Source organism: Corynebacterium sp. HMSC069E04, assembly GCF_001813175.1.
Lineage (GTDB): Bacteria > Actinomycetota > Actinomycetes > Mycobacteriales > Mycobacteriaceae > Corynebacterium > Corynebacterium aurimucosum.
The window spans coordinates 41410-67002 of sequence record NZ_KV811686.1 but is presented as its reverse complement, the minus strand read 5'-3'; the positions used below and the strand labels follow the sequence as shown (position 1 = coordinate 67002).

30 protein-coding genes are annotated in these 25593 nt (G+C 61.9%); 11 read left to right on the top strand and 19 right to left on the bottom strand.

What is annotated here, in order from left to right:
• Positions 1 to 3: 3 nt before the first annotated feature.
• The 4 genes from HMPREF2896_RS07945 to HMPREF2896_RS07930 all read right to left on the bottom strand — a co-directional run bounded on the left by HMPREF2896_RS07945 (position 4) and on the right by HMPREF2896_RS07930 (position 3520).
• On the bottom strand, positions 4 to 261 hold the full coding sequence (locus HMPREF2896_RS07945; protein WP_070645790.1) for a type II toxin-antitoxin system Phd/YefM family antitoxin: 258 nt from the start codon (positions 259 to 261) through the stop codon (positions 4 to 6).
• A gap of 68 nt (positions 262 to 329) precedes the next feature.
• Positions 330 to 1841, bottom strand: coding sequence for an ABC-F family ATP-binding cassette domain-containing protein (locus HMPREF2896_RS07940; RefSeq protein WP_070718990.1), 1512 nt, complete (start codon positions 1839 to 1841; stop codon positions 330 to 332).
• An 84-nt stretch (positions 1842 to 1925) separates the two neighbouring features.
• The gene (locus HMPREF2896_RS07935) at positions 1926 to 2942 is read right to left on the bottom strand and encodes an ABC transporter permease (RefSeq protein WP_070718988.1); all 1017 of its coding nucleotides are present in this window, start codon (positions 2940 to 2942) and stop codon (positions 1926 to 1928) included.
• Entirely contained in the window at positions 2942 to 3520 is a 579-nt protein-coding gene (locus HMPREF2896_RS07930; RefSeq protein WP_070718986.1) for an ABC transporter ATP-binding protein, read from the bottom strand. Before HMPREF2896_RS07930 ends, HMPREF2896_RS07935 begins: the two co-directional genes overlap by 1 nt.
• 386 nt (positions 3521 to 3906) lie before the next feature.
• Here HMPREF2896_RS07930 and HMPREF2896_RS07925 point away from each other — a divergent pair, with 386 nt between their 5' ends.
• Positions 3907 to 4428: a Fic/DOC family protein gene (locus HMPREF2896_RS07925; protein ID WP_210388760.1), complete on the top strand. Its 522-nt coding sequence runs from the start codon at positions 3907 to 3909 to the stop codon at positions 4426 to 4428.
• Positions 4429 to 4489: 61 nt separating this feature from the next.
• Here the strand turns inward: HMPREF2896_RS07925 and HMPREF2896_RS07920 are convergent, their stop codons facing one another.
• Entirely contained in the window at positions 4490 to 5329 is an 840-nt protein-coding gene (locus tag HMPREF2896_RS07920) for an NAD(P)-dependent oxidoreductase (RefSeq protein WP_070719075.1), read from the bottom strand.
• Positions 5330 to 5402: 73 nt separating this feature from the next.
• On the opposite strand from HMPREF2896_RS07920, the gene HMPREF2896_RS07915 reads away from it, so the two are divergent.
• On the top strand, positions 5403 to 5717 hold the full coding sequence (locus tag HMPREF2896_RS07915; RefSeq protein ID WP_070718983.1) for a DMT family transporter: 315 nt from the start codon (positions 5403 to 5405) through the stop codon (positions 5715 to 5717).
• A 33-nt stretch (positions 5718 to 5750) separates the two neighbouring features.
• Here the strand turns inward: HMPREF2896_RS07915 and HMPREF2896_RS07910 are convergent, their stop codons facing one another.
• From HMPREF2896_RS07910 to HMPREF2896_RS07895, 4 genes are all read right to left on the bottom strand, one after another.
• Complete coding sequence (locus HMPREF2896_RS07910; protein ID WP_070718981.1) at positions 5751 to 7046, bottom strand: ABC transporter permease; 1296 nt, start codon at positions 7044 to 7046, stop codon at positions 5751 to 5753.
• A complete protein-coding gene (locus HMPREF2896_RS07905; protein ID WP_070711030.1) occupies positions 7043 to 7717 on the bottom strand; it encodes an ABC transporter ATP-binding protein in 675 nt (224 codons plus the stop codon). Before HMPREF2896_RS07905 ends, HMPREF2896_RS07910 begins: the two co-directional genes overlap by 4 nt.
• Complete coding sequence (locus HMPREF2896_RS07900) at positions 7714 to 9324, bottom strand: permuted SH3 domain-containing protein (protein ID WP_070718978.1); 1611 nt, start codon at positions 9322 to 9324, stop codon at positions 7714 to 7716. Before HMPREF2896_RS07900 ends, HMPREF2896_RS07905 begins: the two co-directional genes overlap by 4 nt.
• Positions 9325 to 9447: 123 nt before the next feature.
• Positions 9448 to 9921 (bottom strand): hypothetical protein, encoded by a 474-nt coding sequence (locus HMPREF2896_RS07895; protein WP_070718976.1) that lies wholly within the window; start codon positions 9919 to 9921, stop codon positions 9448 to 9450.
• 204 nt (positions 9922 to 10125) lie between these two features.
• Between HMPREF2896_RS07895 and hemL the strand changes: the two genes are divergently transcribed.
• From hemL to HMPREF2896_RS07860, 7 genes are all read left to right on the top strand, one after another.
• Positions 10126 to 11460, top strand: coding sequence for a glutamate-1-semialdehyde 2,1-aminomutase (gene hemL / locus HMPREF2896_RS07890; RefSeq protein ID WP_070718974.1), 1335 nt, complete (start codon positions 10126 to 10128; stop codon positions 11458 to 11460).
• A gap of 32 nt (positions 11461 to 11492) precedes the next feature.
• Entirely contained in the window at positions 11493 to 12101 is a 609-nt protein-coding gene (locus HMPREF2896_RS07885; RefSeq protein ID WP_070718969.1) for a histidine phosphatase family protein, read from the top strand.
• Positions 12101 to 12706: a TlpA disulfide reductase family protein gene (locus HMPREF2896_RS07880; RefSeq protein ID WP_070718968.1), complete on the top strand. Its 606-nt coding sequence runs from the start codon at positions 12101 to 12103 to the stop codon at positions 12704 to 12706. The genes HMPREF2896_RS07885 and HMPREF2896_RS07880 overlap by 1 nt, the downstream gene beginning before the upstream one ends.
• Positions 12703 to 13509, top strand: coding sequence for a cytochrome c biogenesis CcdA family protein (locus HMPREF2896_RS07875; RefSeq protein WP_070718967.1), 807 nt, complete (start codon positions 12703 to 12705; stop codon positions 13507 to 13509). The genes HMPREF2896_RS07880 and HMPREF2896_RS07875 overlap by 4 nt, the downstream gene beginning before the upstream one ends.
• A gap of 13 nt (positions 13510 to 13522) precedes the next feature.
• Positions 13523 to 15154 (top strand): cytochrome c biogenesis protein ResB, encoded by a 1632-nt coding sequence (locus HMPREF2896_RS07870; RefSeq protein WP_070718965.1) that lies wholly within the window; start codon positions 13523 to 13525, stop codon positions 15152 to 15154.
• A 141-nt stretch (positions 15155 to 15295) separates the two neighbouring features.
• Positions 15296 to 16327, top strand: coding sequence for a c-type cytochrome biogenesis protein CcsB (gene ccsB / locus HMPREF2896_RS07865; protein WP_070447958.1), 1032 nt, complete (start codon positions 15296 to 15298; stop codon positions 16325 to 16327).
• On the top strand, positions 16328 to 16585 hold the full coding sequence (locus HMPREF2896_RS07860; RefSeq protein ID WP_070718964.1) for a helix-turn-helix domain-containing protein: 258 nt from the start codon (positions 16328 to 16330) through the stop codon (positions 16583 to 16585).
• Here the strand turns inward: HMPREF2896_RS07860 and HMPREF2896_RS07855 are convergent.
• Positions 16582 to 16899 (bottom strand): hypothetical protein, encoded by a 318-nt coding sequence (locus HMPREF2896_RS07855; RefSeq protein ID WP_070718962.1) that lies wholly within the window; start codon positions 16897 to 16899, stop codon positions 16582 to 16584. The genes HMPREF2896_RS07860 and HMPREF2896_RS07855 overlap by 4 nt on opposite strands.
• Before the next feature lie 43 nt (positions 16900 to 16942).
• On the opposite strand from HMPREF2896_RS07855, the gene HMPREF2896_RS07850 reads away from it, so the two are divergent.
• On the top strand, positions 16943 to 17284 hold the full coding sequence (locus tag HMPREF2896_RS07850; RefSeq protein WP_070718959.1) for a DUF4229 domain-containing protein: 342 nt from the start codon (positions 16943 to 16945) through the stop codon (positions 17282 to 17284).
• 8 nt (positions 17285 to 17292) lie between these two features.
• On the opposite strand, the gene HMPREF2896_RS07845 is transcribed toward HMPREF2896_RS07850, so the two are convergent.
• The 5 genes from HMPREF2896_RS07845 to HMPREF2896_RS07825 are packed head-to-tail and all read right to left on the bottom strand — an operon-like array spanning position 17293 to position 21521.
• Positions 17293 to 18177 carry a 1,4-dihydroxy-2-naphthoate polyprenyltransferase gene (locus HMPREF2896_RS07845; protein ID WP_070645839.1) on the bottom strand — a complete coding sequence of 295 codons (885 nt, stop codon included), beginning with the start codon at positions 18175 to 18177 and terminating at the stop codon, positions 17293 to 17295.
• A 5-nt stretch (positions 18178 to 18182) separates the two neighbouring features.
• Complete coding sequence (locus tag HMPREF2896_RS07840; RefSeq protein WP_070447968.1) at positions 18183 to 19037, bottom strand: metal ABC transporter permease; 855 nt, start codon at positions 19035 to 19037, stop codon at positions 18183 to 18185.
• Positions 19034 to 19888, bottom strand: a complete 855-nt coding sequence (locus HMPREF2896_RS07835; RefSeq protein WP_070447970.1) for a metal ABC transporter permease — start codon at positions 19886 to 19888, stop codon at positions 19034 to 19036. The genes HMPREF2896_RS07840 and HMPREF2896_RS07835 overlap by 4 nt, the downstream gene beginning before the upstream one ends.
• Positions 19885 to 20595: a metal ABC transporter ATP-binding protein gene (locus tag HMPREF2896_RS07830; RefSeq protein ID WP_070645823.1), complete on the bottom strand. Its 711-nt coding sequence runs from the start codon at positions 20593 to 20595 to the stop codon at positions 19885 to 19887. Before HMPREF2896_RS07830 ends, HMPREF2896_RS07835 begins: the two co-directional genes overlap by 4 nt.
• On the bottom strand, positions 20595 to 21521 hold the full coding sequence (locus HMPREF2896_RS07825) for a metal ABC transporter substrate-binding protein (protein WP_070718956.1): 927 nt from the start codon (positions 21519 to 21521) through the stop codon (positions 20595 to 20597). Before HMPREF2896_RS07825 ends, HMPREF2896_RS07830 begins: the two co-directional genes overlap by 1 nt.
• A 108-nt stretch (positions 21522 to 21629) precedes the next feature.
• On the opposite strand from HMPREF2896_RS07825, the gene HMPREF2896_RS07820 reads away from it, so the two are divergent.
• Complete coding sequence (locus HMPREF2896_RS07820) at positions 21630 to 22319, top strand: metal-dependent transcriptional regulator (protein WP_070718951.1); 690 nt, start codon at positions 21630 to 21632, stop codon at positions 22317 to 22319.
• Here HMPREF2896_RS07820 and menE read toward each other — a convergent pair.
• From menE to HMPREF2896_RS07805, 4 genes are all read right to left on the bottom strand, one after another.
• On the bottom strand, positions 22316 to 23464 hold the full coding sequence (gene menE, locus HMPREF2896_RS07815) for an o-succinylbenzoate--CoA ligase (protein ID WP_070718946.1): 1149 nt from the start codon (positions 23462 to 23464) through the stop codon (positions 22316 to 22318). The genes HMPREF2896_RS07820 and menE overlap by 4 nt on opposite strands.
• Positions 23465 to 23475: 11 nt before the next feature.
• Entirely contained in the window at positions 23476 to 23637 is a 162-nt protein-coding gene (locus tag HMPREF2896_RS12850; protein ID WP_010189743.1) for a hypothetical protein, read from the bottom strand.
• Between the two features lie 26 nt (positions 23638 to 23663).
• The gene (locus HMPREF2896_RS07810) at positions 23664 to 24644 is read right to left on the bottom strand and encodes a 1,4-dihydroxy-2-naphthoyl-CoA synthase (RefSeq protein WP_070447980.1); all 981 of its coding nucleotides are present in this window, start codon (positions 24642 to 24644) and stop codon (positions 23664 to 23666) included.
• Positions 24645 to 25013: 369 nt separating this feature from the next.
• Entirely contained in the window at positions 25014 to 25475 is a 462-nt protein-coding gene (locus HMPREF2896_RS07805; RefSeq protein ID WP_010189741.1) for a DIP1984 family protein, read from the bottom strand.
• Between the last annotated feature and the right edge of the window lie 118 nt (positions 25476 to 25593).

Genomic DNA, 25593 nt, shown 5'->3' with positions numbered 1-25593 from the left:
AGCTTAATCTTCCTCAATGAGCTCGTGTTCCGTTGCTTTCCCCGTATTGAGGCTCTCAATGGAGTCAAGTAGGCGCTGGGCATTGCGAGGGGAACGCAGAAGGTAAGCAGTTTCGCGAAGAGAGTTGTAGTCATCGAAGGAAACGATGACTGCAGACTCATGACCATTGCGAGTGATGATGACTTCCTCGCGGTCATCAACAACCGACTGCAATACTTCGGCGTACCGTGCTCTCGATTCCGAGTAAGACATGGTCTTCATAAGCGATCTCCCTTCTTGTACAAGAAACTGTACAACGAAAAGAGGATGGGCGCTAGAGAAGTTTCAGTTTATGGGGCCACGTGAACAGCGCGCGTCAGGTTGAGCCGCTCGCACACGTGCTCATCGTGGCTGACTAAGATGAATGCTCCGCGGTAGCTGGTGAGCACCTCAATTAGCCAGTCGGTGGTGGGGATGTCGATGTTGTTCGTTGGTTCGTCGAGAAGCAGGAAGCGCGGGGCTGGATCGCTGAGCAGGACGCGGGCGATTTCGACGCGGAAGCGCTCGCCACCAGAGAGTTGTCCCACCGGCTGGTGGATCTTGTCGTTGATAAAGAGCATCTGGGCCAGCTGGTCGCGCAGGAACTGCGGGTCTGCGCTGGGGTTGGCTGCCCGCACGATGTCGAACACCGATTTCTCTTCAGGCAAGACGATGCGCTGGCGGATGTATCCACAGGGCAGCGCGTATTCGACGTCGCCGCGGACAATGCGGTTGAGGAAGGTGGTCTTGCCGCTGCCGTTGGGCCCGGTGAGGCGAACGCGCTCGGGGCCAGTGATGCTGAGCAGATCGCTGACGAGCACTCGGGTGCCCGCGGGCAGCTCTGTGCCGGGGAGGTCGATGTGGACATGGGTGTCGTCGCGAAGCGCGCGCTGTGCCTTGTCGTGCGCCGACTGGGCGGCAGACACTGCATCGTTGGCCTGTTGAGAACGCCCAGCGGCGGAGCGCTCGGAACGGTTCTTGTCATTGCCCATGGCCATGCCGGGTTTGCGCTTCGAGTTGGAGAAGTTCTTGCCGCGGCGGGCATCGCGGGCAATGCGGGTCTGCATAGCGGCGCGCTCGCGGATCTGTTTGCGGTGGTTGGCCTTGGTTTCCCTGACCTTGGCCTGCGCGGAATCCTGCTCGGCATCAATCGCTGCGCGGTAAGAGGAGTAGTTTCCCTCGAACTCGCGCAGCGTTCCGTGGTAGAGCTCCGCAATGCTGTCCGCGTGCTCGAGGAGTTCGCGGTCATGTGAGACAACGAGAACCGGCATCGGCGCGGTGCGAATGAGCTCGAGCAGGCGCTGGCGTGATGAGGAGTCCAGGTTATTGGTGGGCTCGTCGAGGATCAGGAAATCCGGCTTGCGAAAGAAAGCGGCGGTCAGTGCCACCGTGACGGCTTCACCACCGGACAAAGTCCCTATAGTGCGATCTAGCGGGAAGGGGATACCTGCGGCGTCGAGAGTCGCTTCGATGCGCTCTGCCACATCCCACTGCTCACCAACAGCGGCGGCGAGGTCGTCTGAGTATTCGCCAGCCTCAATGCGGTCAATGGCGCTGAGGATCTCTGTTGCGCCAAAGACATCGGCGATGGTGTCAGACGTGTGGAGGCCTAGGTCTTGGTCGACATAGATGACTGAGCCCGCGGATACCGTTCCCGAAGTCGGAGCAATGAGGCCAGCAAGTACCTTGGCTAGCGTTGATTTTCCGGAGCCATTCGCACCAACCAAGCCCGTGAAGTGGGAAGAAAACGCGCCGCTGAGGTCCGTGAAACAGGGGGTGCCGTCGGCCCAAATGACGGTGAGATGAGAAAAAGAAATAGGCATGAAGAAATCCACCTTCGAGTAAGTCGCGTAAAAGAGTGACGTCGAATTAGGAAAAAATCTTCATGCCCGAAAGACTAGCCTCGGCTAATACCCCAGCGCAAGGGCCGCCACGCCAAAACCGAGGGCGCCGCGGGCAATGTAGTGCAGCACCTCGGGGGAGAAGGAGACACCGAAACCGCCGCTATCCAGCATGGACATGCTGTCTACCCGTGCCGGGCGGGAACGCTTAAACGACGCCCAGCTAAGACCGGCGATGATGAGCGCCACTGCGATGGCGGAAAGATTCCACACCAAGAGGAGGATACCGGCACCAAGGAGTGCCGTGCCCACAGAAGCTATAAGGGGAAGGCCCCAGTCGGGCCATGCATCGTCGTTGACGCGGGCAAAGGAGGCGGCGCGCCCAACCGCCGCGCCGACGATGCTCCACGCAGACATGAAACCGACGATGGCCAGCGCCCCGAACTGTGGGGCGAACCCCAACGACAAGCCGAGGGCCGCGAGCGCACCGACGCCGATGTACCACCGTCGTCCCAAACGACGGAAGAAGAGACTCATTAACGTCGATGGCGCATGGGCGCGACGAGGAATCCACGCGGATTGGCTCGCAATGGCATCAGAGGTGACTTCCGAATCGAGAAGGCTTAGGCCAGAACCGCCGACCAGGCGCGTGCGCCCAGCGCTGAGTAGCGAAGCCAGCGTGAACGAGCGCCACCCCACGACGAAACGTAGGGCCGGGACTGCTAGCGCGAACCACGGGGATAGCCCGGTGGACAGGCAGATGCCGAGTCCCAAGACTCCGAAGCCGACCAGCTGCGCCCACGTGATCCAGTCCGTGCCGCGGAGCCGGCCGCGCGGGCGATCAACGTACACCCAACGCTCCCGCGATAATGCGCGCAGGGGATAGAGAACCTCGGTGAGCACCATGAGCGCGAGCAGTCCCACGACGGCGGCAATCGGGGCGACGCTAGTTAGCGCGATGCGCGCCGGGATGGCAGGCGCGACGGCGCCGACTTCTTGCCATCCTGTGTAACCGAAGCCGATGACGATGCCGGCGAGAATGAGGTACCAGATACCGTCGCCCAGTCGAGATAGAGCGCGCATCACAGCTGCACCACCTCGTCGCATGCCTGGGTGATGGTGTCGGAATGTGAGGCCACGACGATGCAGCGATTCTCTTCGTCGGCTAGGTAGCGCAACTCACCTGTCAGGAACTTAGTCCAGGCGGTGTCAAGGTGGCGCTCGGGCTCGTCGATAAGTAAAGCACGCGCCGGCTGGTACAGCTGCGCAGCTAGAAAGACGCGCTGGCGCTGGCCCGAGGACAGGCGCGAGGCTGGGTGCGGAAGGAGACGCTCAAGCGCCCAGAGTTCGCAGAGCTTGGCGACGTCCACCCCTGCCGCCTTCCCCATCAAGTCCAGGTGCTCGCCCACAGTGAGGTCGGGGAGGAAAACCGGCTCGGCCACCGTAATCACAGCACCCGGCTGTTTCTTCGTGCCGATAGGATGTCCGTCCCACTCCACTGATCCATCGAGAGGGGCAAGCTCTCCGCCGAGCGTGGCCAGCAACGTGGATTTACCGGAACCGTTGGGCCCAGCGAGGCCATAGATGCGGCCTGGGGCGAAGTCCTTCTCAAGGTGTCCAAGGGGCGTGGAATGCCCATAATCGGCGTCGATGGAAAGCATTGCTGGGCGGCGAGCTCCTTACATTGGGCGGCTAGACAATAGTTAAAACTTATTGATGAAGTTTAGCAAAATGCACGCCCTGAACGTTGTCCTAGTGATGGGAAACGCCCTTGGGATTAGTGTTATGAGCTGCTAAAATGAGAGAAAATGTAGTTGAAAACTCGGGAGGGCAGCAATGTCGGAGCCTATTCAAATTGAAAGCAGCAGTAGTAGCGGCCGTGATCCGTTAGCGTTGAGTGATGCTGCGTTACGTTTAGCAGGCCACGATGTGACTGATGAGTACGTGCGCCAGCTAGGCCGCGAGATAGCCGCAGGGACACTATCTGCCGACGAAGCAATCGCTCGTGTACGGCGTGCTTCGCTGAAGTAGAGCGCGGGGGAGAAACATGAGCGGGGGCTGGGAGAACTATTTCATTCCAGGGACCAAGGTTCTGAAGAATCGCTTGGGGTTAGATGACGCAGAAGAACTACGGATCTTGGAAGAAAAGCTTGTATTTCTTCGGATGACCGAGTTGGACTCGGCACCTGTGGAAGGTGCTTTTGATTATGCGCATTTCAAGGCCATACATCGACATCTTTTTCAGGATGTGTATGAATGGGCGGGTGAAGAGCGAACTGCCCCTACAGACCAGTTCATGATTAAGGCTGGGCATGCCTACTACCCGGCGGGACCGGAAATGACGAAGGCAGCAGAGAAGCTGTTTGCGGGGCTTGCGAAGGACAATTTTCTGCGTGGTCTAGGGTTTGATGATTTCGTAGCCAAGCTGGCGGAGCTGTGGGGTGAGCTCAATGTGGTGCACAGCTTTAGGGAAGGGAATACCCGCACACAGACGGTGTTCTTTGACGCGCTGGTTACGGCGGCAGGATATCAACTCCGCGCGCTTTCACAGTCAGGACACTGGAGATAACGCGCAGCTGGAGGAGGTGCTGCGCGGGATCGTCGCACCGCAGGGCGGCTAGAAGCCGGGTTTATCCCTTGTTGCGGAAGACGAAGATGGAGGAGAAGTCCTGGTCGCCGTGGCCCATGGCCTGCTGCTCCTCAAAGCGCTCGATGGCGGCGGCCACTGCCGGCAGCGGCTTGTTGGCGGTCATCTCCATGAGCTTGGCGTCCTTGCACAGGGCGTCCACGGTGAAGTCACCCGGAGTGGTGTTGCGCTCGCCGGTGATGAACGGGCCCTTCATGTTCTTCATGAAGGCCAAGCCGGTGATGTCGAGCATCTCGAGGACGACTTCGGAATCGAGACCCTCAGACTCACCGAGGTGGAGGGCTTCGAGCACGCCCTCCGCGGTTACGGCGAGGGCCAGGTTGGCCAGGAGCTTGCCAATCGCCGCGGTGGCGGCGGACTCCACGCCGATGAGCTTGTTTTCATCGGCCCAGGACTCGGCAATGGTCATGGCGAGCTCGCGGCGGTCGTCGTCAGGCGTGCCCACATAGACGCCGAGCTTGCCTTCGCGCGCCGGGCCCAGCGAACCAACGACGGGCGCGTGGACATAAGAGTCGACCGCTGCGGCGAACTCGCGGGCGGCATCGGGGGAGACGGTCGTGGTATCGATCCAGGTCACGCCCTCGGGGATGAGGTTGGTATCAATGACTCGCTCACGGATGTCATCGGGGCCAAAGAGCGAGGTGATGATGACCTCTGCGCCCTCCACGGCGGCGGTGGGGGAATCGGCGAGGGCAGCGCCGGCGTCGACCAGCGGCTGTGCGCGCTCGGCGGTGCGGTTCCACACGGTGAGCTCATGGTTCTTGAGGAGGTGTCGGGCGAGCTCGGTGCCCATACGGCCAGTACCAAGGAATGCAATCTTCATGCCGCCCAGTGTGCCATCATTGTGGGCAGGCTCGCCGCGATTCATGCGAGCCCCGGACGAGGGAGGCTGGGAAATGGCGTGGTTCGTGTTGATTTTCTCCGGTGCCTTTGAGGCTGTGTGGGCAGCGGCGCTGGATAAGTCGGAGGGCTTTAGCCGCCTGTGGCCCTCGGTGATCTTTTTCGTTGCCTGCGCCATTTCCATGGGGGGGTTGGGCTGGGCCATGAAGTCCATCCCCGTGGGCACGGCCTACGCGGTGTGGGCCGGCGTGGGCGCGGTGGTCACCGTGGTTTACTCACTCGCCACGGGACACGAGGCGGCAACCGTCTGGAAGGTGCTGTTCCTCGCCATGATCATTGGTGGGATCGTGGGCCTGAAGGTGGTGCATTAGGAGGCGTCGTCGTTTGAAACGACGACGCGGGATTTATTCGTAGCGCAGTGCCTCAATCGGGTCTAGCTTTGCGGCCTTGCCCGCAGGGTAGTAGCCAAAGAAGAGGCCAATAGCCAGCGAGAAGAGCAGCGAGAGGATGACCGCCCACAGTGGCGGCGCTACGAGTGAGCCGATGGCCGCTGCGCCCGCCATGCCGGCGGCGCTGCCGATGGCGATGCCGATGAGTCCACCGATGAGGCAGACCACGATGGCCTCCGTGATGAACTGGATGCGGATATCACGGCGGCGTGCGCCAAGCGCCTTGCGGATGCCAATCTCGCGGGTGCGCTCGGTGACGGTGATGAGCATAATATTCATCACGCCGATGCCGCCGACGAGCAGTGAGATACCGCCGATGGCCGCGAGCACCAGGCTCATCGTGGTGAAGATCTGGTTCAAGGACGCGAGGTCATCGCTGAAGTCGGTCACTTTGACCATGTAATCAGGGTTGTCCTTGTAGTAGCTATCGAAGACGCGCTGCATGTTGCTGGCTACCGCGGCCTTGTCCAAGTCTGGGTTGCCGCGAACGGTGACCTCGCTGAAGGCGGTGCCGGCACCGGGGGAATCGGAAAGCTCGGCTTCCAGCGGGTAAGGAACGAAGGCGGATTGGCTGGGGCCACCGCCCACCAGAGGTCCGGTTTGCGGCTCTTCAAAAACGCCGATGACGGCGAGCTCAATAGGAGAGGCCTCTTGGCTTTCAAAACTCACGTATTGGCCAATGGCGTCTTCAGGAGCGCCGAAAAGCTTGGTGGCGGTCTCCTTATCCAGCATGGCAACTGCCCGGCTGGAATCAATATCGTCTTCATTGAGGAAGCGACCGGCCACGATGGAATAGGAGGAGCCTGAGACATAGTCCGGGTTGGTCGGGCGGACCAGGAGGTTGGCAGTTTTCTCTTGTTCGTCGCCTTCGGCGACGAACGCGCCGGAATAAGCGCTGTACTCGCCGATATTGATGCCGACGATCTGATTTCCCATGACCTCTTTGGTGCGGTCCAGCATATCCGGGGTGAGCATGGAGGATTCGTCTTCCACAAAGCCGCCGCCCATGAAAGGATCGTCGGCTTCTTCCTCTTCGCCTTCTTCAGGGCGCTCCTTGACTTGGACAGTGAAGTTATTGGCGCCGACCTTGTCCAAGTCTTTTTGAACCGAGGCCTGCAAGGAATGGCCGAGCGTGACGATGGCGATGACCGCGGCGATGCCGATGATGACACCCAAGAGTGTTAGCGCCGAGCGCATCTTGTTGGTGCGCAGGCTCGTCAGCGCCATCGTGGTGGATTCAGCAAAATTCATGACAGCACACCGTCCTTCATCGTGACGGTACGGCTGCATTCATCAGCCAATTCCGGGTTGTGGGTAATGAACAAAATGGTCTTTCCATGCGTGCGGTGCAGTTCGTGGAATAAGTCCATGACCATGCGGCCGGTCTGCGAATCCAGCGCACCGGTGGGCTCGTCCGCCAACAGAATCTCCGGCTGGTTGGCCAAGGCGCGGGCCACCGCCACGCGCTGCTTTTGACCACCGGAGAGCTCATTGGGCAGGTGATTCATGCGGTCGGACATGCCGACCATCTCCAAAAGCTCTTCCGCGCGCTGGGTGCGCTCGTGGGCCGAAACGCCCGCATAGACCATGGGCATCTCCACGTTCTTCAGCGCGGACATGCGGCCGATCAGATTGAAATTCTGGAAGATGAAACCGATTTTTTGGCCGCGGAAGGAGGCTAGTTTATCGTCGCCAAGCGCCAGCGCATCCACGCCAGCCAGCTGGTACTCGCCAGCGGTGGGGCGGTCGAGGAGGCCGATGATGTTCATGAGCGTGGATTTGCCGGAGCCAGACTGGCCCACGACCGCCACAAACTCGCCCTCCTCGACGTTGAAGTCGAGGCCCGGGATGACGGTCAGCTCGCTGTCGAGGCCCTCGTTGAAACGTTTGACGATTCCCCGCATCTCAATGAGGCGGCTCATGCGTTCTCTTCCGCATCATCGGAGCCATCGATGGAGGCGGACATGCCGACCATGTCCTTGTGCGTATCCGCCTGGCTGATGACGGTCTCGCCCTCCTTGAGGCCGGAGGAGATGGCGGCGGAGAAATCAGATTCGCTGGCGATCTTCACCTCGCGGGCCTGGATCGTGCCATTGTCGATGACGAGGACCTTCTTCTTGCCGCCTTCTTCATAGATGGCGGAGAGCGGCACGGTGATGGCGTCCTTATCCTTCTTCGTAATGATCTTCACCTTCGTGGTGGAACCGAGGCGCAGGCCTTCGCGGTTGCCATCGACGCGGATATGCACGGGGAATTCGGGCTTGGAGGAACCAGATGGTTTGCCGGAGCCGCCGCCTGCACCGGCCTCGACGTCGGGCTGTTCAGCGGTAGGAGAGATGAAGGTGACCTTGCCTTTGTACTCCTTGCCAGGGCTGGATGGCGAGGTGAAGGAGACTTCATCGCCGACCTTGATGCGGGCGATATCGCCCTCCTTGACCGTGGATTTCACCAGCAGGGAGGAATCATCCGCCACGGTGAGGATGGGGCCTTCGGCGGGCATGCCGGCTTGGCCATTAACGGCGGTGACAACGCCCGCCAGAGGGGAGCGCAGGTCGGCCTGGGAGAGTCGGTACTCTAACGGCCCATTTTCCTTGGCATTATTCGCGCTTGCCGACGCCGCCGATTCCACCGCGTGGTTCACCGCCTGGGACTGGGAAGAAATCTGCTGCTCGATGGCCAGGTTGCTGGCTTGCAGCGCGCGTTCGGCATCGGCAACCGCTTGGTAGGAGGAAGCGGTGGCGCGCTGTTGTTCGCCCAGCTCGCGGTCGATACCGCGGAGGACGCGGCCATAGGATTCCTCGGACTGCTTGAGCTGACGCTCGGAGTCCTGCACTGCCTCATCGGAGTCCAGATAGCTCAAGAAAGCGCTGGCGGTGTTGAGGCCGGAGGGATCCTCGGTGGCAGTGCCGAGGGAGGCCAGTGCGGACTGGAAAGACTTGGACTCCGCATCGCGCACACCAGAACGTGCTTGCTCGACGGCGGCGCGGGCCTCTGCAATCTCGGGGCGGTCGCCCTTGGTGGCCAAGGCTTCATCGAGCTTGCGCTGTGCTTCGGCGTATTCGGTCTGCGCCGAGTTCACGGCGGATTGGGCGCTGTTGACCTCGGGGTTGAGGCCTTGGTCGAGGGAATCCTGAAGCTGGCGCAGCTGCAGCTGGGCGTCCTCAATCTGATGGACGGCCTCAAGCTTGCCTGCCTCCTGGGAGGTGCGCTGGGCCTCGAGCTCACGCTCGGTTTCGGTGGTGTCCATGCGGCCGAGCAACTGTTGGGCCTCGACGCGGTCACCCACTTTCGCGTCCAAGGACTGGATGGGGCCGGTCAGCGAGGTGGTCAGCGAGAGTTGGCGCTCGGCAGAAACCGTGCCGGTGGCGGAGACGGAACTGATGAGGTCTTCTTTGGCGGTTGTCGTGACATCGGTTGCGGTGAGCTGAATATCGGATGACCCACTGGTTAGTGCGTACATTCCACCGCCGCCTGCGAGGAGAACCGCAGCGATAGCGCCAGCAGTGATGCCGAGAGCTTTCTTATTCATGAATCCCTTACTGTCAGGTTAACGCCGTCATTGAAATCGGGTTCAGGTTAACTCTCGGACATGTTTCTTGTCATGCGCAGCGGGGGAATATAGGAGGTAGATCAGGGTCTACCCTTAGAGGTTTTAGAAGGGCACGTCGATGTAGATCTCCTCCGCTTTGGGCAGCGGGGGAAGCGTAGGTATGTGGTCGAGCCCTTCCTGGACTTCCGGCGGGATGGGAATGTGCGGGGGTTTGGGAAGCTCAAACTTGGGTTTGGGGCTCTGTGGCGGGGCCGGGTGCGGTGCTGGTGCGGGCGCTGGCGCTGGCGCTGGGGCACGGAGCGTAACGGTTTCTACCTGTGGTGCTGGTGCCTCAACCTTCGTGGGTGCGGGAGCTGGTGCCTGGGCTTCAGGTTCTGGTTCGGCTGGGGCTGGCGCGATGGAGGTGGTGTCGCCCAAGCGGTTGACCGGCTGAGGTAGGGCATTCGGCTCCCAGGACGTCGGTGGGGCCGAGGTAATGGGACCGGGCTCGCTTCGCGGAGCGGTTTCTGCCTGCGTGGTGGCACAGGCAGACAGCGGAAGGCAGGCAAGAATGATAAGAAATCGGCGTGAAGCCATGGGAATCCCCCCTTAAGTAGTGCCTCTCCGCAGCGCACCCCAGCGCCGAAATAAAGAAAGGCAGAATCAACAGTGTGCTGCCAGCATAGCGCCACAGTGGCGGGTGCGCAGCGCGAGCGTGTCGAGGGCGCGCGCGAGGCTTTGGAGGAGCGACCGTGGGACACGAGGGGACTCCAACTTTTGTATAGGGCTAAAACCGATACAATGTGGGCTATGCCTAACTCCAGCCAGCTAAACCAGCAGAATACGTCCCAGTCCGCCGAGTGGTTCGAGCGCGCCACCAAGGTCACCACGGGCGGTGTGAATTCCCCGGTCCGCGCCTTCGGATCCGTGGGTGGCCAAGCCCGCGTCATCGCGCGCGGTGAAGGCTCGCGCCTCTGGGATATCGACGGCAACGAGTACGTCGACCTGGTTAGTTCCTATGGCCCGATGATCCACGGCAACGCCCACCCGACCATCGTGGAGGCGGTGCAGAAGGCGGCTGCCGACGGCCTCTCCTTCGGCGCGCCCACCGAGGGTGAGACGCTGTTGGCGGAGCACATCGTCAAGCGCACCGCCGTGGAGCAGGTACGCCTGGTCAACTCCGGTACCGAGGCCACCATGTCCGCCGTGCGCCTGGCCCGCGGTTTTACCGGCCGCGCCAAGGTCCTGAAGTTTGAGGGCTGCTACCACGGCCACGTGGACGCGCTGTTGGCGTCGGCTGGCTCCGGCGTGGCCACCTTCGCGCTGCCGGATTCCCCGGGTGTTACGGGTGCATCGGCCGCGGACACGATCGTCGTCCCCTACAACGATCTCGACGCCGTCCGCGAGGCCTTCGCCGCGCATCCGGGAGAGATCGCCTGCATCATCGCCGAGGCAGCCGCCGGCAACATGGGCACCGTGGCCCCGGAGGAGGGCTTCAATGCCGCACTCAAGGAGATCGCGCATGCCGACGGCGCCCTGCTCATCCTCGATGAAGTCATGACCGGCTTCCGTACCTCCTACAAGGGCTGGTTCGGCGTCGATGGGGTAGCGGGTGACCTGGTGACCTTCGGCAAGGTGGTCTCCGGCGGCCTGCCGGCTGCTGCCTTCGGTGGACGCGCCGACGTGATGGCTTCGCTGGCACCGTCGGGCCCCGTCTACCAGGCGGGCACGCTGTCCGGTAACCCGGTAGCGATGGCCTCCGGCCTAGCATCACTGGAGCTCGCAAACGAAGAGCTGTACCCGCGCCTGCAGGCCAACGCGGACCGCCTGACCGGCCTGATAACGGCGGCGCTTGATGCCGCCGGCGTGGCACACCACATCCAGCGCGCAGAGACGATGTTCTCCATCCGCTTCGCCGAGGGCCAGGGCCGCAACTTCGCCGATATGCAGGCCGCCGATACCTGGCGTTTCGCGCCCTTCTTCCACGCACTGCTGGAGGGCGGCGTGTACGTCCCGCCGTCAGCCTTCGAGACCTGGTTTGTGTCTGATGCGCTCACGGACAAAGATTTTGAGGTAATCGAGGCAGCTCTCAAGCCTGCCGCCCAGGCCGCTGCCAGCGCGCAGCGCCCGCACTAAACCAACCATGTTGAGGGGATAGACACAGGCATATGTCCACCACCATCGTCCACTTCGTCCGCCACGGCGAGGTTTATAACCCGGATAAGATCCTCTACGGGCGCATCCCGGGCTATCACTTGTCCTCCCGTGGGCATTCCATGGCCGCACGCACGGCGAAAGCCTTTGAGGGCCATGACGTGACCTACCTGGCGGCCTCGCCGCTGCAGCGCGCGCAGGAAACCGCGCTGCCGATTGCGCAGGTGACGGGCTTGGAGGTGGACGTCGACAAGGGCGTCATCGAGTCCGGCAACCGCTTCGAGGGCCTGCGCACCAAGGGTTGGAACTCGCAGCTGTGGAACCCGCAGCGCTGGCCGCTCATGGTCAACCCGCTTGAGCCCTCGTGGGGCGAGCCTTTCGAGGAGATCGCCGCGCGCATGATGGACGCCGCTGAGCGCGCTCGTTCCAAGGCTGAGGGGCACGAGGCCATCGTGGTGTCCCACCAGCTGCCCATCGTCATGGTGCAGCGCACCGTGTTGGGCAAGCGCCTGGCCCACGCGCCGTGGGACCGCCAATGTGCTCTCGCCTCGGTGACCTCGTTGGTCTACCGCAACCGCGAGATCATCGATATCTTCTACTCCGAACCGGCACAGGACATCTAATGGCGCACAGAACTATCCGCGCCGCCGTGGCCGGTGTCGTTGCTGTGTTTGCCTTAGCTGGCTGTACACAGAGCGAGGAGAATGCACAGAACGCCGTTGCTTCCGGCGGCACCTTCGAGTTCATTTCACCCGGCGGGCAGACCACCATTCGTTACGAGGAAGCAGACCGCAAACCACTCAAGGATTTCTCCGGTGAGGACCTGCGGGATGAGTCCACGACGATCAAGCTCTCAGATTTTCAGGATCAGATCGTCGTCCTCAACTCCTGGGGCCAGTGGTGCGCGCCGTGCCGCTCCGAATCAGATGACCTCCAGGCCATCCACTCGGAGCTGCAAAAGCGCAAGGTCGGCACCGTGCTAGGCATCAACGTCAAGGACTTCAACCCGGAGATCTCCCGGGACTTCATGGCCGATAACGGCCTGGAGTACCCCTCCATCTACGATCCGCCCTTCAAGACGGCCGCGGCCCTTGGCGGCGTTCCCACCTCCGTGGTGCCCACCACCATCGTGTTGGATAAGCAGCACCGCCCCGCGGCGGTCTTCCTGACGGAGATCACGGAGAAGGATGTCCTCGAGGTCGTCGACGAGCTGGAGAAAGAACAGTGATCCTTGCCGCTGACGGCGTGGGACAAAGCTTTGCTGATGCCGCAGTGTCCGGCCCGCTCCTTATCGGAGTGCTCGCCGCCGCTGTGGCCGGGTTAGTCTCCTTCGCCTCGCCATGTGTGGTTCCACTGGTTCCGGGTTATATCTCCTACCTCGCCTCCGTGGTGGGCGGAGAGGTTAGTTATGACGAGGAGCTGGGGGTGGGCGTCGGCAAGCGCCGGCGTTGGGCCGTGGTCGGTGCCGCAGCACTCTTCGTGCTGGGCTTTACCATCGTGTTTGTCCTCGCTACGGTGTCGGTTTTCGGTGCCATTTCGGCGCTGACCCTCAACGCGGACACCCTCATGCGCGCCGGTGGCATCATCACCATTCTTATGGGCGTGGTGTTCATGGGCGTGGTGCCGGTGCTGCAGAAGGACACGCGCATGGCACCGCGGCGCTGGACCACATGGCTGGGCGCGCCCCTGCTCGGCGGGGTTTTCGCCCTGGGCTGGACCCCGTGCCTGGGCCCCACCTTGGCAGCGATCTTGTCCGTCTCCGTCGGCACCGAAGGAACCACCGCGCTGCGCGGCACGATCCTGATCATCGGCTACTGCCTGGGCCTCGGCCTGCCCTTCCTACTCGTGGCACTAGGCTCCGCCAAAGCCATGCGCACCGTGACCTGGATGCGCACGCACTCCCGGACCATCCAGATTCTCGGGGGCATCGCCATGATCCTCGTCGGTCTGGCGCTGCTGACCGGGCTCTGGGGAGATTTCATCAACGCCATCCGCCAGTGGACCGTGTCCTATGGCGCGACGCTGATTTAAAGGAGAATTTTTCGTGAGATACATCCGCAAGGCCTGGCACTGGCTGACCAGTATGCGCACCGCGCTGGCGCTGCTCTTCCTGCTGGCCATTGCTGCCATTCCGGGCTCGCTCCTGCCGCAGCGCTCGCTCAATGAGTCCAATGTCAATGACTTCATTGAGACCAACGGCAAGGTGGCGGAGATCTACGATAAGCTGCAGCTTTTCGACGTCTTCTCCTCCGTCTGGTTCCAGGCCATCTACGTCCTGCTCATGATTTCTCTGGTGGGCTGTATCATCCCGCGCTCCTGGGATCACTACAAGGCCTACCGCACCCCACCGACGCGCGCGCCGAAGTTCTTGAATAAGATGCCGCTGAACGCCACCGGGCATTCGGAGAAATCCCCGGAGGAGATCGCGGCTGCCACCAAAACCATGTTGAAGAAGTGGCGCGTCAATGAGGTCTCCCCAGACAAGGACCGTGCGGGTGCGCAGTCCTTCTCCGCGGAGCGCGGTTATGCCCGCGAGCTGTGCAACCTCATCTTCCACATCGCGCTGGTGGCTATCCTGCTGACCATGGCAGCCGGGCGCCTGGTGCACTATGAAGGCCAGGTCATCGTGGTGACGGAGAAGAACTCCCAGGGCCAGACCCAGGAACAGCCACAGTCCACGGAATTCTGTAATACATCAACCTCTGTCTATGACTCCTTCCGCGCCGGCCCGCTGTTCGACGGCACCGGCCTGCACCCCTTCTGCTTTAAGGCCCACGACTTCACCGCGGACTACCTGCCCAATGGCCAGGCGGAGATGTTCACCTCGAACGTGTCCTATGCCGCAGGCGACGATATCTTCACGGATCCGGAGACCTGGGAAGACTACCAGCTGCAGGTCAATCACCCGCTGCGCATTGAGAATAACCGCGTTTATCTGCAGGGCCACGGTTTTGCGCCGACGATGACGGTGGAGTGGCCCAACGGCGAGAAGCGCACGCAGACCATCCAATTTCAGCCCAATGACACCACGTTCTTCCTGTCCTCGGGTGTCATGCGTTTCGACCCGCCGGCGGGCATGTACCCGGACCTGTTTGAGCGCCGCCAGAACCAGATCGCCATCCAGGGCCTGTTTGCCCCGACCGCCGAGTGGTCCGGCGAGAGCGGCAAGCTGTTGCAGTCTTCCTACCCGGCGATGCTGGACCCAGCCGTGGCTATCGATATCTACCGCGGCGATGCCGGCCTGGACACGGGTACCCCGCAGTCCCTCTTTTCCCTTGACACCAGCCTGGTCCATTCGGGGCAGCTGCAAAAGATCGACCGCGTCAACCTGAACCAAGGTGAATCGGTCACGCTGGACGACGGCACGAAGATCACCTTCGATGGCGCCTCCGAGTTCGCGAACTACCAGGTTTCCTATGACCCCTTCCAAAGCTGGGTTCTGGTGTCCGCTCTGGTCATGCTGGTATCGCTGGTTGGCTCGCTGGTGATTAAGCGCCGCCGCGTGTGGGTGCGCATCCGACCTGGCGCCAACGGCGGCACCGACATCGAGATGGGCGGTCTTGCCCGCACCGACCGCGCGGGTTGGTCTGAGGAATTCCATAAGCTTCACCGCGAGCTCTTGGAGTTGCCGGATCCCGATGAGGTGGAGGAAGACGAGCTCTACTCCGCCGACTAAAGGCGCGGAGTGTATCCGTCAAAAGTTGGATACTGCTGGGAAGGGGGGGTACTCTTATGAGCACCATAAATCTCTCCGCTCATGCAGCCTCGTGCGTGAAGCACGGTGTAGGCACGATTGTGAAGGCAAGGTTTCCCACTCATGCAGGTTGATCAAAATCTGTCCAACTTTTCCGACATCGCGGTGCAAACCGCGTTCGTCGTTTATGCTCTCGCCTTGGTGTTGTCCCTGGTCTACTACGGCCGGATGCACAGCATCATCGAGGCTATGCGCTCCCGCACGAGTGCTGTGGCGCAGCAGCGCGAACTCGCCAGCGTGGGGGCCTCGGCAGACAGTGCCGTGCTTGGCGACGTCCCCCCGACAGCCAGCGCTGGTCCCGATGCTGACCTAGATGCGGATCTGGCGAAGAAGCGGGAGAACGCCGACAAGCTCGGCGGCATGACGCAGATGCTCCTGTGGTTGGGTATCGCCTTACACTTGGCGGCCATTGTGCTGCGCGGTCTGGCAACGGGGCGCTTCCCGTTTGGCAACCTTTACGAGTACGTGCTCATGGTGACCGCCGGCGCCATGGTGGTGGCGACCATTGCCATGCAGCGCAAGGAGTGGCGCACCCTGTGGCCGTGGCTGCTCACGCCGATTCTGGCGTTGATGTTCTATGGCTCCACCAAGCTTTATGCGGAATCCGCTCCGGTGGTCCCGGCACTGCAGTCTCACTGGCTGCCGATTCACGTCACCGTGGTTTCACTCGGCGCGTCCATCGGCGTGGTCTCCGGTATTGCCTCTCTGCTCAGCGTGCTGCGTGAATTCCAGCCGAAGGGTAATGAGTCTGGTTTCTTCGGTGCGCTTGCCCGCCCGCTTCCTTCGGCGAAGAAGCTGGACCGCTTGGCTTATCGCTTGGGCGTGGTGGCGCTGCCGACCCTGGGCCTGGGTATTGTGCTGGGCGCCATTTGGGCCGAGTCCGCATGGGGCCGCTACTGGGGTTGGGACCCGAAGGAGACCGTCTCCTTTGCCACCTGGATCCTCTACGCCGCCTACCTGCACGCCCGCGCGACGCCGGCCTTCCGCAAGGCCGCGCCGTATATCAACATCGCGGCGATGCTGCTCATGATCTTCAACCTGTTCTTCATCAACATGGTTGTCTCCGGCCTGCACTCCTATGCGGGGCTGAACTAAATGGCGGAGACCCCTAAGCCGCGGCACAAGCAGGGCAAGCCGGCGGGCGATAACCCGCAGCTCATCGCTCTCGGTGAGGGCTTTGCGCAGCGCCGCCGAGAACTCGGTATCTTGCAGCAGGCGCTGGCTGAGAAGGCCGGGATTTCGCGCTCCACGCTGCACACTATCGAGCACGGCGGCTCTGGCGTGCGCTGGGAAAAGGTGATGGCGGTGGCTGAAGCGCTCGATCTCGAGATGACCTTCGAGCCGAAGGCTTAGGCTTCGTCGGCTCCTTTGCCTTTATCGTCTTTGTCCTCGGTGGCCTTGGGTTTCTGGGAACCTTGTGAACCCTGTGAGCGCCGGCGGCGCTCTTCTTCTTGGCGCTCTGCCTCCCGCTCCCTGGCGCGGCGCTCTTTGAAGCGCTGCTTCTCTAGGTTCCACAGGAACTCTTCGTCATCGTCTGGGCCCTTGATTGCGGGGCGCTGCGGCTGCTGTGTCTGCTGCACCTTCTTATTCCAACTCGACGGACCAAAGGCCTTCCATACGAGGACCGCCGCGAGGACAAACAAGAGTAGTAGTATCAATCGACCCATGCGTTGTATTCTACGGAATGCCCGCAAAGCAAAAGTGAGAATTATGAGTCAGACAGAAAACACCACCAACACTTCCCAGAACCCCGAACCACCCCAGCCGGATCCGGCCCTCAAGCGCCGCTCCCGCGTCGCTTTGTGGAAGTACGGGGCTGCCCGCGTGGTGCTGTTCATTGTGCTCACCGGGGTGATTCAGCTGCTGGCCATGGCGGTTCTCGGGACCTTTCCGCTGCTGGTCTCCGCCCTGTTGGCGTTGTTTGTGGCGCTGCCGCTGTCCATGCTGATCTTCTCCACGTGGCGCATGGAAGCCACTCAGACGCTGGCGGAGTACTCCGCGCAGCGCAAGGCCCACAAGAAGTGGGTCCAAGAGGAGCTGGCCGGCCGCTAAATCGGTGGTTAAACCAGGGCCAGCGCTACAGCGTTGATAACCGCCCACACCAGCATCGCGCGGCCGGCCATGCCAAGTACTGGGATGAGTTTCGGGCCGCGTGCGCCGCGGTTGACGGTGCGGATAGCGCCCAGCGCGAGGGGGAAGTAGAGCAGCGAAGCGAGCGCGGCCCAGGAATCGAAGGCTAGGCCGATGGTGAGTAGTACCGGCAGCAGCAAGAGTGTCATGAATAGCGTGCGGGACTTTTTATCACCCAGGCGCACCGCCAAAGTGATCTTGCCGGTGGCCTTATCGGAGGGGATGTCCCGGATGTTATTGGCCAGGTTTACCGCCGCACTCATACCGCCGATACCCACGGCTAAGGCAAGGCCCGTCCACGTGATGCGGCCGGCCTGCGTGTACTCGGTGCCCAGGACGGCGACGAGTCCGAAGAAAATGAAAACGGCGATTTCTCCGAACCCGCGGTAGCCGTAGGGGTTCTTGCCACCGGTATAGAACCAGGCGCCGGCGATACACACGGCGCCGACGAGGATGAACCAAGCTGCGTTGGCAGCCAGGGAGAGCGAAATTCCCGCGATGGCGGCCACGCCGAAGCAAGCGAAGGCGGCGAACTTGACGTGCTGTGGTTTGGCCAGCCCGCCGCCGGTGAGGCGCTGGGGGCCGGTGCGGTCATCATCGGTGCCGCGGATGCCATCGGAGTAGTCGTTGGCGTAGTTCACGCCGATGATAAGAGCCCAGGCCACGATGAGTGCCAGCAACGCCCGGCCCCAGTGCAAACCATGCGCCGCGGCGGCAGCGCCGGTACCAGCGATAACGGGAGCAAAGGCATTGGCCCAGGTATGCGGGCGAGCACCCTGGAGCCAATCGGCAGGAGTGGCGGAAAAGGCAGACATGCTCACTATTGTGCCACTGGTGTGGTTCGCTGCGGCAATGAGCTGGTGCGTTGGCGAAGGCGGTAGATAATGAGCACCGCGACGAAAACGACGGCATTGGTGACTGTCATTGCGGCAGAGGTAGCTGCGTCGAGGACATAGGCAACCCAAAATCCAACGACTGCGCTGATCGCGGCAACGCCACAGGCAGTCAACACCAGCGTGGGCACGCGCTGAGTAAGCAGTCGCGCGGTCATCGTCGGGAATACCATGAGCGCGATGACCAGCATGGCACCGGCAGCGTGAAAAGCGGCGGTGGCAGTGCAGGCAACCACGGTCATAAAAATGACGTGAAGAACGCGCGTGGGCACCCCGCGTGCGGCACAAAAATCGGCGTCAAAAGTCGTGGCGGACAAACGCGGCAGTGTAAGGGCGAGGAAGAGAGCATTGATACCCAGCACTGCGGCCATGATGTAGCAATAGTTAGGGTTGGAGAAGGCCGCGAGGTTGAGATCACCGACGAGAACCGCGTGGACATCAAGGTGCACGTGGCTCATGTGCGTGGAGATCAAGATGACTCCGGCGGCAAACAGGGCGGGAAAGACCAACCCGAGGGCGGAATCAGCAGTCACCAGTGGGCTTCGCTGGAGCGCATCGGTCCCCAACGCTACTACCAAGGCGCCGGCAGCCGCGGTAGCGAGCAGCACGGGCGAATCCAGATCGGAGGTAAAGAGGTAACCGATGGCAATCCCGGGAAGGACGGCATGGCCGATGCCGTCGATAAGCATGGCCTGGCCTTTGAGGACAACAAAGGTGCCGGGGATAGCACAGGCTAAGGCAGTCAGGACAGCAAGGAGACAAGCAGTGGCGGCGAGGGTCATGAGGCGAGCTTTCTGCTGAGGAGGCTGATGGTGACGAGCGCTGCCTGAGCCAGGACGATGACCGGACCGGTGGGCAGCGGGCCGTGCGCAATGGAGACATAGCAGCCGAGAGCAGCGGTGGCCGCGCCGAGGAACCCGGAGAGCGCGATGAAAGGTAGCAAGCGCGTGGTCCAGGGGCGGGCAGCGGCGGCAGGGCTGATGACTACGGCGACCATGAGTACCACGCCGACGACTTTGACACCGAGCACCGTGATGGCGGTGAGGGCGAAGAAACTAGCCGCGTTGAGGAACGAGGCGCGAATGCCGGCTACCTGGGCAAAACTTGAGTCAAAGGTGACCGCGGCCTGCCGGGTGTGAATGAGGAAAAGAAAAAGCAGCACGCAGCCACCGATGATGAGTGTGGAGCGCACATCCGCGCGAGTGAGCGTGGAGGCATTTCCCAGCAAATAATCCTGGATTCCGGCCTTGCCAGGCAATGGTCGGCGGGAAATATACTGCATGAGCAGCATGCCTACCGAGAAAAACGTGGTCAGCGTGGCCGCCATCGCAGTGGTTTGCCCCAGGGGAGTCAACCGCGGGATGAGGTGAATACAGACCACCGCAAGCGTTCCGGTGAGCAGGGCTCCACAAGCAAGGAGCCAGACGTTTCGCCCGTCCCAGCCAATGGCGGTGGCCACGAGGAAGGCGGTGAGCAGGCCGGGCAGGGAAGAATGCGAGATGGCATCGGCCAGCAGGCTGGTGCGGCGAACATATACCAATGGGCCGAGCGCGCCGGCGCAGCCACCGATCAGCACGGTACCCAGGAGTGCCTGGGTATAGGTGTAGTTCTGAAGAAGCTCGAGTGGGTTCATGATGGCAGGGAAAACATATCGGCAATGGCGGACTCTGTGAGAACCTGTTCGGTGGGGCCAGCAGCAACGAGCCGGCCGTGGCCGACCATGAGGACCTCATCGCAAAAGTCGGCGACTTCCGCCAGGTTGTGGTGCACCAGCAGGATGGTCACGCCGTTGTCGCGCAGTTCCTTGAGTACATCCATGATGGCGCGCTGACTTGCGGCATCAACACCAGCGAAGGGCTCGTCCAGGATGATGAATTCCGGATCGCTAACGAGCGTGCGCGCCAACAACACGCGCTGGCGCTGCCCACCAGATAGCGCGGAAATTGGCAGTTGCGCGTGTGCCTGCATTCCGGTGCGAGCAAGTGCTGCGTGGGCGGCGTCTTTGTCAGCGCGGCTGGGCCACTGCCACCAGCGCAGCCCGGCGGTGCGGCCCATCAGGGCAACGTCGAAGGCGGTGGCAGGGTAACTCCAGTCGATATTCGCATGTTGTGGCATGTACCCGAGCCGCTGCCGAAAATGCGCAAGATCGACGCCATCGAAGGTCATCGACCCGCAGGCTAGTGGCGGAAGGAGCCCGACCAGCGTGCGGACCAGAGTGGACTTTCCCGACCCATTCGCGCCTACCAGTCCGGTGATGGTCGCGGGGGTGAGGGTGAAGGTGGCGTCGTGAAGCACCGGCGTGCGGGGATAGCCGGCGGTGAGGTTTTCAACGTGGAGCATTAGCTCAGTGCTTTCGCCACGGCGCTAGCATTGTGCTCAAAGGCTCCGAGGTAGGTATCGGTGGGGGCTTCCGGGCCGAGGGTATCGGCAAAGAGCTCCTCATCCGAGATGGTGACTGTCCAGTTGCGGGATTCTACGGCTTCCTTGAGAGAAGTGATGGCCTGTGGGTTCGCCTGGTTATCTTGGAAGATAACGGGGACCTTTTTCTCCGCGATGGTATCCGCGAGCTCGGAGATCTCAGTGGCGGACTTGGTGGCTTCGGTGGTCACGAAGTCGGTGGCTTGGACTTCAAAGTCGAAGGTCTTGCCGAAGTAGTTGAAGGCGTCATGGCCGGTGATAAGAACGCGCGGGGAGGCGCTTTCGAGTTCCTTAGCGGCCTTGTCGTGCGCGGCTGCAATCTTGTCTTCATATTCATCGGCGGCCGCGGCGTACTCTTCGGCATTGTCAGAGTCGATTTCGCCGAGTTTGGTGCCGATGTGATCGACGACCTGGCTCCACAGCTCGGGGCTATTCCAGATGTGCGGGTCGTAGAGTTTTTCGCCCTTGTCGCCTTGCTCGGGCCACGGCAGGAGGTCAGCAGTATCGAGCTGTTCGCCGACAGCTAGCTGCTTCTCACCGAGGGAGGAGAGCTGGTCCACCATTTGCGCCTCGAGGTGAAGGCCATTCCAGAGGACGAGGTCGGCGTCCTGCATCTTTTCAATATCGCGCGTGGTGGGCTGGTAGGTGTGTGGATCGCCGCCGGGGCCGACCATGGTGGTGATGTCGGCGTCCGGGGCGATGTTGGCGGCCGCATCAGCCAAGTAACCGGTCGTGGCGAAGATCGTCAGATTGTCGTCCTGGGCTTCGGCGGAGTCGCTGCTGGTGCAGGCAGTCAGCGCGGTGGCAGCCACGAGGGAAGCGAGGGGAAGCGCAATAAGTTTCTTCACGGGAAACCTCTCTTATTAAAAGTGAATGTCGATGTTCAATAGATTGAACTTGAAAGGGCATAAGTCCTGAAACCTTTGGAAGCAATAGGCTGAACTACGATGGGGGGTATGCACATCAGTGAGCTGCCCGAACGCACCCAGGACTACCTCAAGATCCTCTGGACCTATGAGGAGAAAGAGGGCGCTAATACCGCGATGCCGCTCGGGGATCTAGCCAAAGCGGCGGGGCAGAAACTGCCCACTACTTCGGAGGCGGTCAAGCGCCTGGCCGCGAAGGGGCTGGTGGAACACGAACGCTACTTCGGTGTTCGGCTTGTTGAGGAAGGCCGGCGGCTGGCTGTGGCAATGGTGCGCCGGCATCGACTCCTGGAAACCTTCCTCGTGCGCACTCTGGGCTATACCTGGGATGAGGTGCACGATGAGGCAGAAATGCTAGAGCACGCGACGTCCGACAGGCTCGTTGAACGTCTCGATTCTTTCCTGGGCAACCCCGCCCGCGATCCGCATGGTGATCCCATACCTGCCCCGGACGGCACTGCCGAGCCGGTCTCGCGCATTACGCTTATCGACGTCCCCGCGCAGACCCCCGTCACCGTGGAGCAGGTCACTGACGCTGACGGCGAATTTTTGCGCTACCTGGATAAATATGGAGTGCGGCCGGGAGCGGAATTGACCGTCGTTGCCCCCTCGGTCGCGGGTGTGCTCGAGGTTGCCGTCGACGGCGGTTCGAGTTTCCCGATCGGGGAATCCGCTGCGCGCGGTATCGCCGTACGCAGCATCAGCGAAGCGGAGGTTTAGGCGCTCCACAGCCGGGTGACGGCGAGGCGGTCAACCTTGCCGGGACCGGCGGTGGGGAGCTGGGCCAGGCGCTTGAAGTCCTTGGGGATGTGCCACCGGGGAAGGCCACTATCGTCGAGAGCCACAAGGATATCGCCGACATCCGCCCATCCGGTATAGGCAGCGACGATCATCTGTCCCAAGCGTGGGTGGGGGATGCCGACCACGCACACGCCGTCCACTCCCGGCACGTGCAGGATGTGCTGCTCGAGCTGCTCTGGGTGGAGCTTGAGCCCGCCGGTGTTCAGGATGTTGTCGAGGCGCCCGGTGACGGTGAGGTGGCCGTCGTGAAGCGCGCCGGCGTCGGAGGTAGCAAACCACGAGGTGCCGGACTCATCGGCCACGAAGGCATCTGAGTCCACGTTTCGGTAGCCCTGCGCAATCATGGGCCCGCCAAGGTAAATGCGCCCCTCGTCGCCGATGCGAACAAGAGCGCTATCCAGTGGCTGTCCGTTGTAGACGCAGCCACCGGAAGTCTCCGAGGAACCGTAGGTGGTGACGATGGTGATGCGCAGCTTCTTCGCTGACTCCAACAACTGTGGGTGGGTGGCAGCACCCCCGACGAGAATGGCATCAAAGGTGCGCAGGGCCTCGATTCCCTCTAGCGAATCCATGGCCTTGGCCAGCTGCATCGGGGTCAGGCCCGTGTATGAGCGATCCCCGGTGGCGGCCAGCTCGTGCGCGGCGCGGGCGAAATTGGGGATGGAAAAACCTTCCGACAGGTCAAGGCAGAGCGGCTCCACACCCGCGACGAGCGAGCGGATTAATACCTGGATTCCCGCGATATGGGCGGCGGGCATGGCTAGCAGCCACTGGCCGGTGCCGCCGAGAGCGCGGTGCGTGGCATCGGCGCTGGAGACCAAATTGGCGGCCGTGAGTTGCGCGCCTTTCGGCGTGCCCGTGGACCCGGAGGTGGCCATGACCAGCGCGATGGAGGAGTTAATGGGTTCTCCTGCGCGCATGTGGTTGCGCAGGAGCTGCGCGCGGGTGCGGTCCTCCGCCGGGACGGGCAGGAAGGTGGCTTGTCCTGCGATGGCCGCTTCCAGATCAGGGAGGATGGCGGCGGGGTCATGTGGATTGACAGGCAGAGGAGAGAGGGCAGTCACGGTTAGTTAGGTTACCGCCCGCGGTGCTCATAGGGGTTGATGAGCTCATCCTCCTGATCGAAGGGGCGCTCACCGTCCCTCTGAGCCTGCTGGATGCGGCGTAACATCCACACTCGCGATGCGATGACGGCAATGAGCGCGATGGCCGCGAGGGCAATGGCGAAATACAGCACTGTGGATTCTCCTCGAGGAATGACGATTAGTAGTAGTACGGGAAGTCATCCCAGTTGGGCTCGCGTTTTTCCAAGAAGGATTCCTTGCCTTCGACGGCCTCGTCTGTCATGTAGGCCAGGCGCGTGGCTTCTCCAGCGAAGACTTGCTGGCCCATGAGGCCGTCATCGGTGAGGTTGAAGGCGAACTTGAGCATGCGCTGGGCGGTGGGGGACTTCATGTTGATTTCGCGCCCCATCTGGATGGCGGCGTCCTCCAGATTGGCGTGGTCAACTACCTCGTTGACCGCACCCATCTCATACATGCGCTGTGCGTCATAGGTGCGGCCTAAGAAGAAGATCTCGCGGGCGTACTTTTGGCCCACCATCTTGGCCAGGTAGGCCGAGCCATAGCCGGCGTCGAAGGAGCCGACGTCGGCGTCAGTCTGTTTGAAGCGGGCCTCCTGGCGGGAGGCAATGGTCATATCGCACACCACGTGCAGGGAGTGCCCGCCGCCGGCGGCCCAACCGTTGACCACGGCGATGACCACCTTGGGCATGGTGCGGATGAGGCGCTGGACCTCCAAGATATGCAGGCGGCCGCCCTCAACCTTCTCGCGGGCGGTGTCCACGGTGGATTCATCGGCAGTCGCGTCATCATGCGCGTGCTCCGTGGCGTAGCGGTAGCCGGAGCGGCCGCGGATGCGCTGGTCACCACCGGAACAAAACGCCCAGCCGCCGTCCTTCTGGGAAGGCCCGTTGCCGGTCAGCAATACCGTGCCGACATCCGGGGTGCGACGCGCGTGGTCCAGCGCGCGATAAAGCTCATCCACCGTGTGCGGACGAAACGCATTGCGCACCTCGGGGCGGTCGAAGGCGATGCGGACGATGCCGTCCTTGCGCTGGGGCTTTGGACCGTCACTGATGAGCCGGTGATAGGTGATATCCGTCAGGTCTTCAAAGCCCTCAACGGGGCGCCAGAGTTCCGGCTTGAAAGGATTATCGGTGCTGTAGTTTTTCTGCTCGCTCATGGCACACCAGCTTAATTGGAAAGCGGTGCGCCGGAAGTATAGTCCCCATTCCCAAACCCTCACCCACACTCTCCGCCCAGCGCGGCGGTGATAAACAATAAACAATACTGCGGGATTATCCCCGTCAATGTGCACGTGTACTCCGTACCAGCGCGGTACACCATACAGTGGGACGGAATCGAACCTCCCTGCCTTCTTGCGCTACGAAGGCGCCTGAGAAGCACTGGGCTCTTCCCTGCCCAGTAAGGGTTGCGCTCGCTGCGAAGGGTGTGGGCTACCGTCGCGCGCTTGACGCGCGACATGACGTGCCGCAAAAATGCGACACAAAGCGAAAGCGCCGCAAGAATGCGGCACAACTAGCGGCAGACCTTATTTAGTTATCAGTTCCGTATTCCAGTTCAGCTGCTGGATGCGGGTATCTAGCTCGCGGTACTGGCGGGCCAGATCATCGGCGCGCTCGCGCAGTTTCGGCACGGGCACCGTGGCCACGAACTTGATCTCCGAGCGGGAGTAACGGTCGTGGCGCGCACCCGCACGCTCTGCCAATCCCTGGTAGATGCGGCGCTTGCGCAGCAGACCATCACGCAGCGCCAGCGCTTCCATGAGCGTGATCTCATCGTCGAACGCGGTGGCCGTGTTCGTAGCGTTGATGGCGATGACGAGCTCATCGATGCGCTTGGTCACGCCTTCCAGCTCACGGAGGAGATCCGTCGGGTTCTCATCCGGTTCATCGCCTTCCTGAATGCGGACCGTCGCCGCGAGCCGGTCACTCAGCGAGTTCAGGCGCTCCTGCGCCTGGGCGCGCTCGGCCAATGCTTCAGCAAGTAGCATGGCTCCTCCTTAACGCTTAATGGGATTCATTGTCTGGGCAATTGTACGGCAGACAGGAGGCTTGGCTTCGTGGTCGTGACGCTTCTAACAAATAGTGGCCTAAAACTTCGAGGCGGGC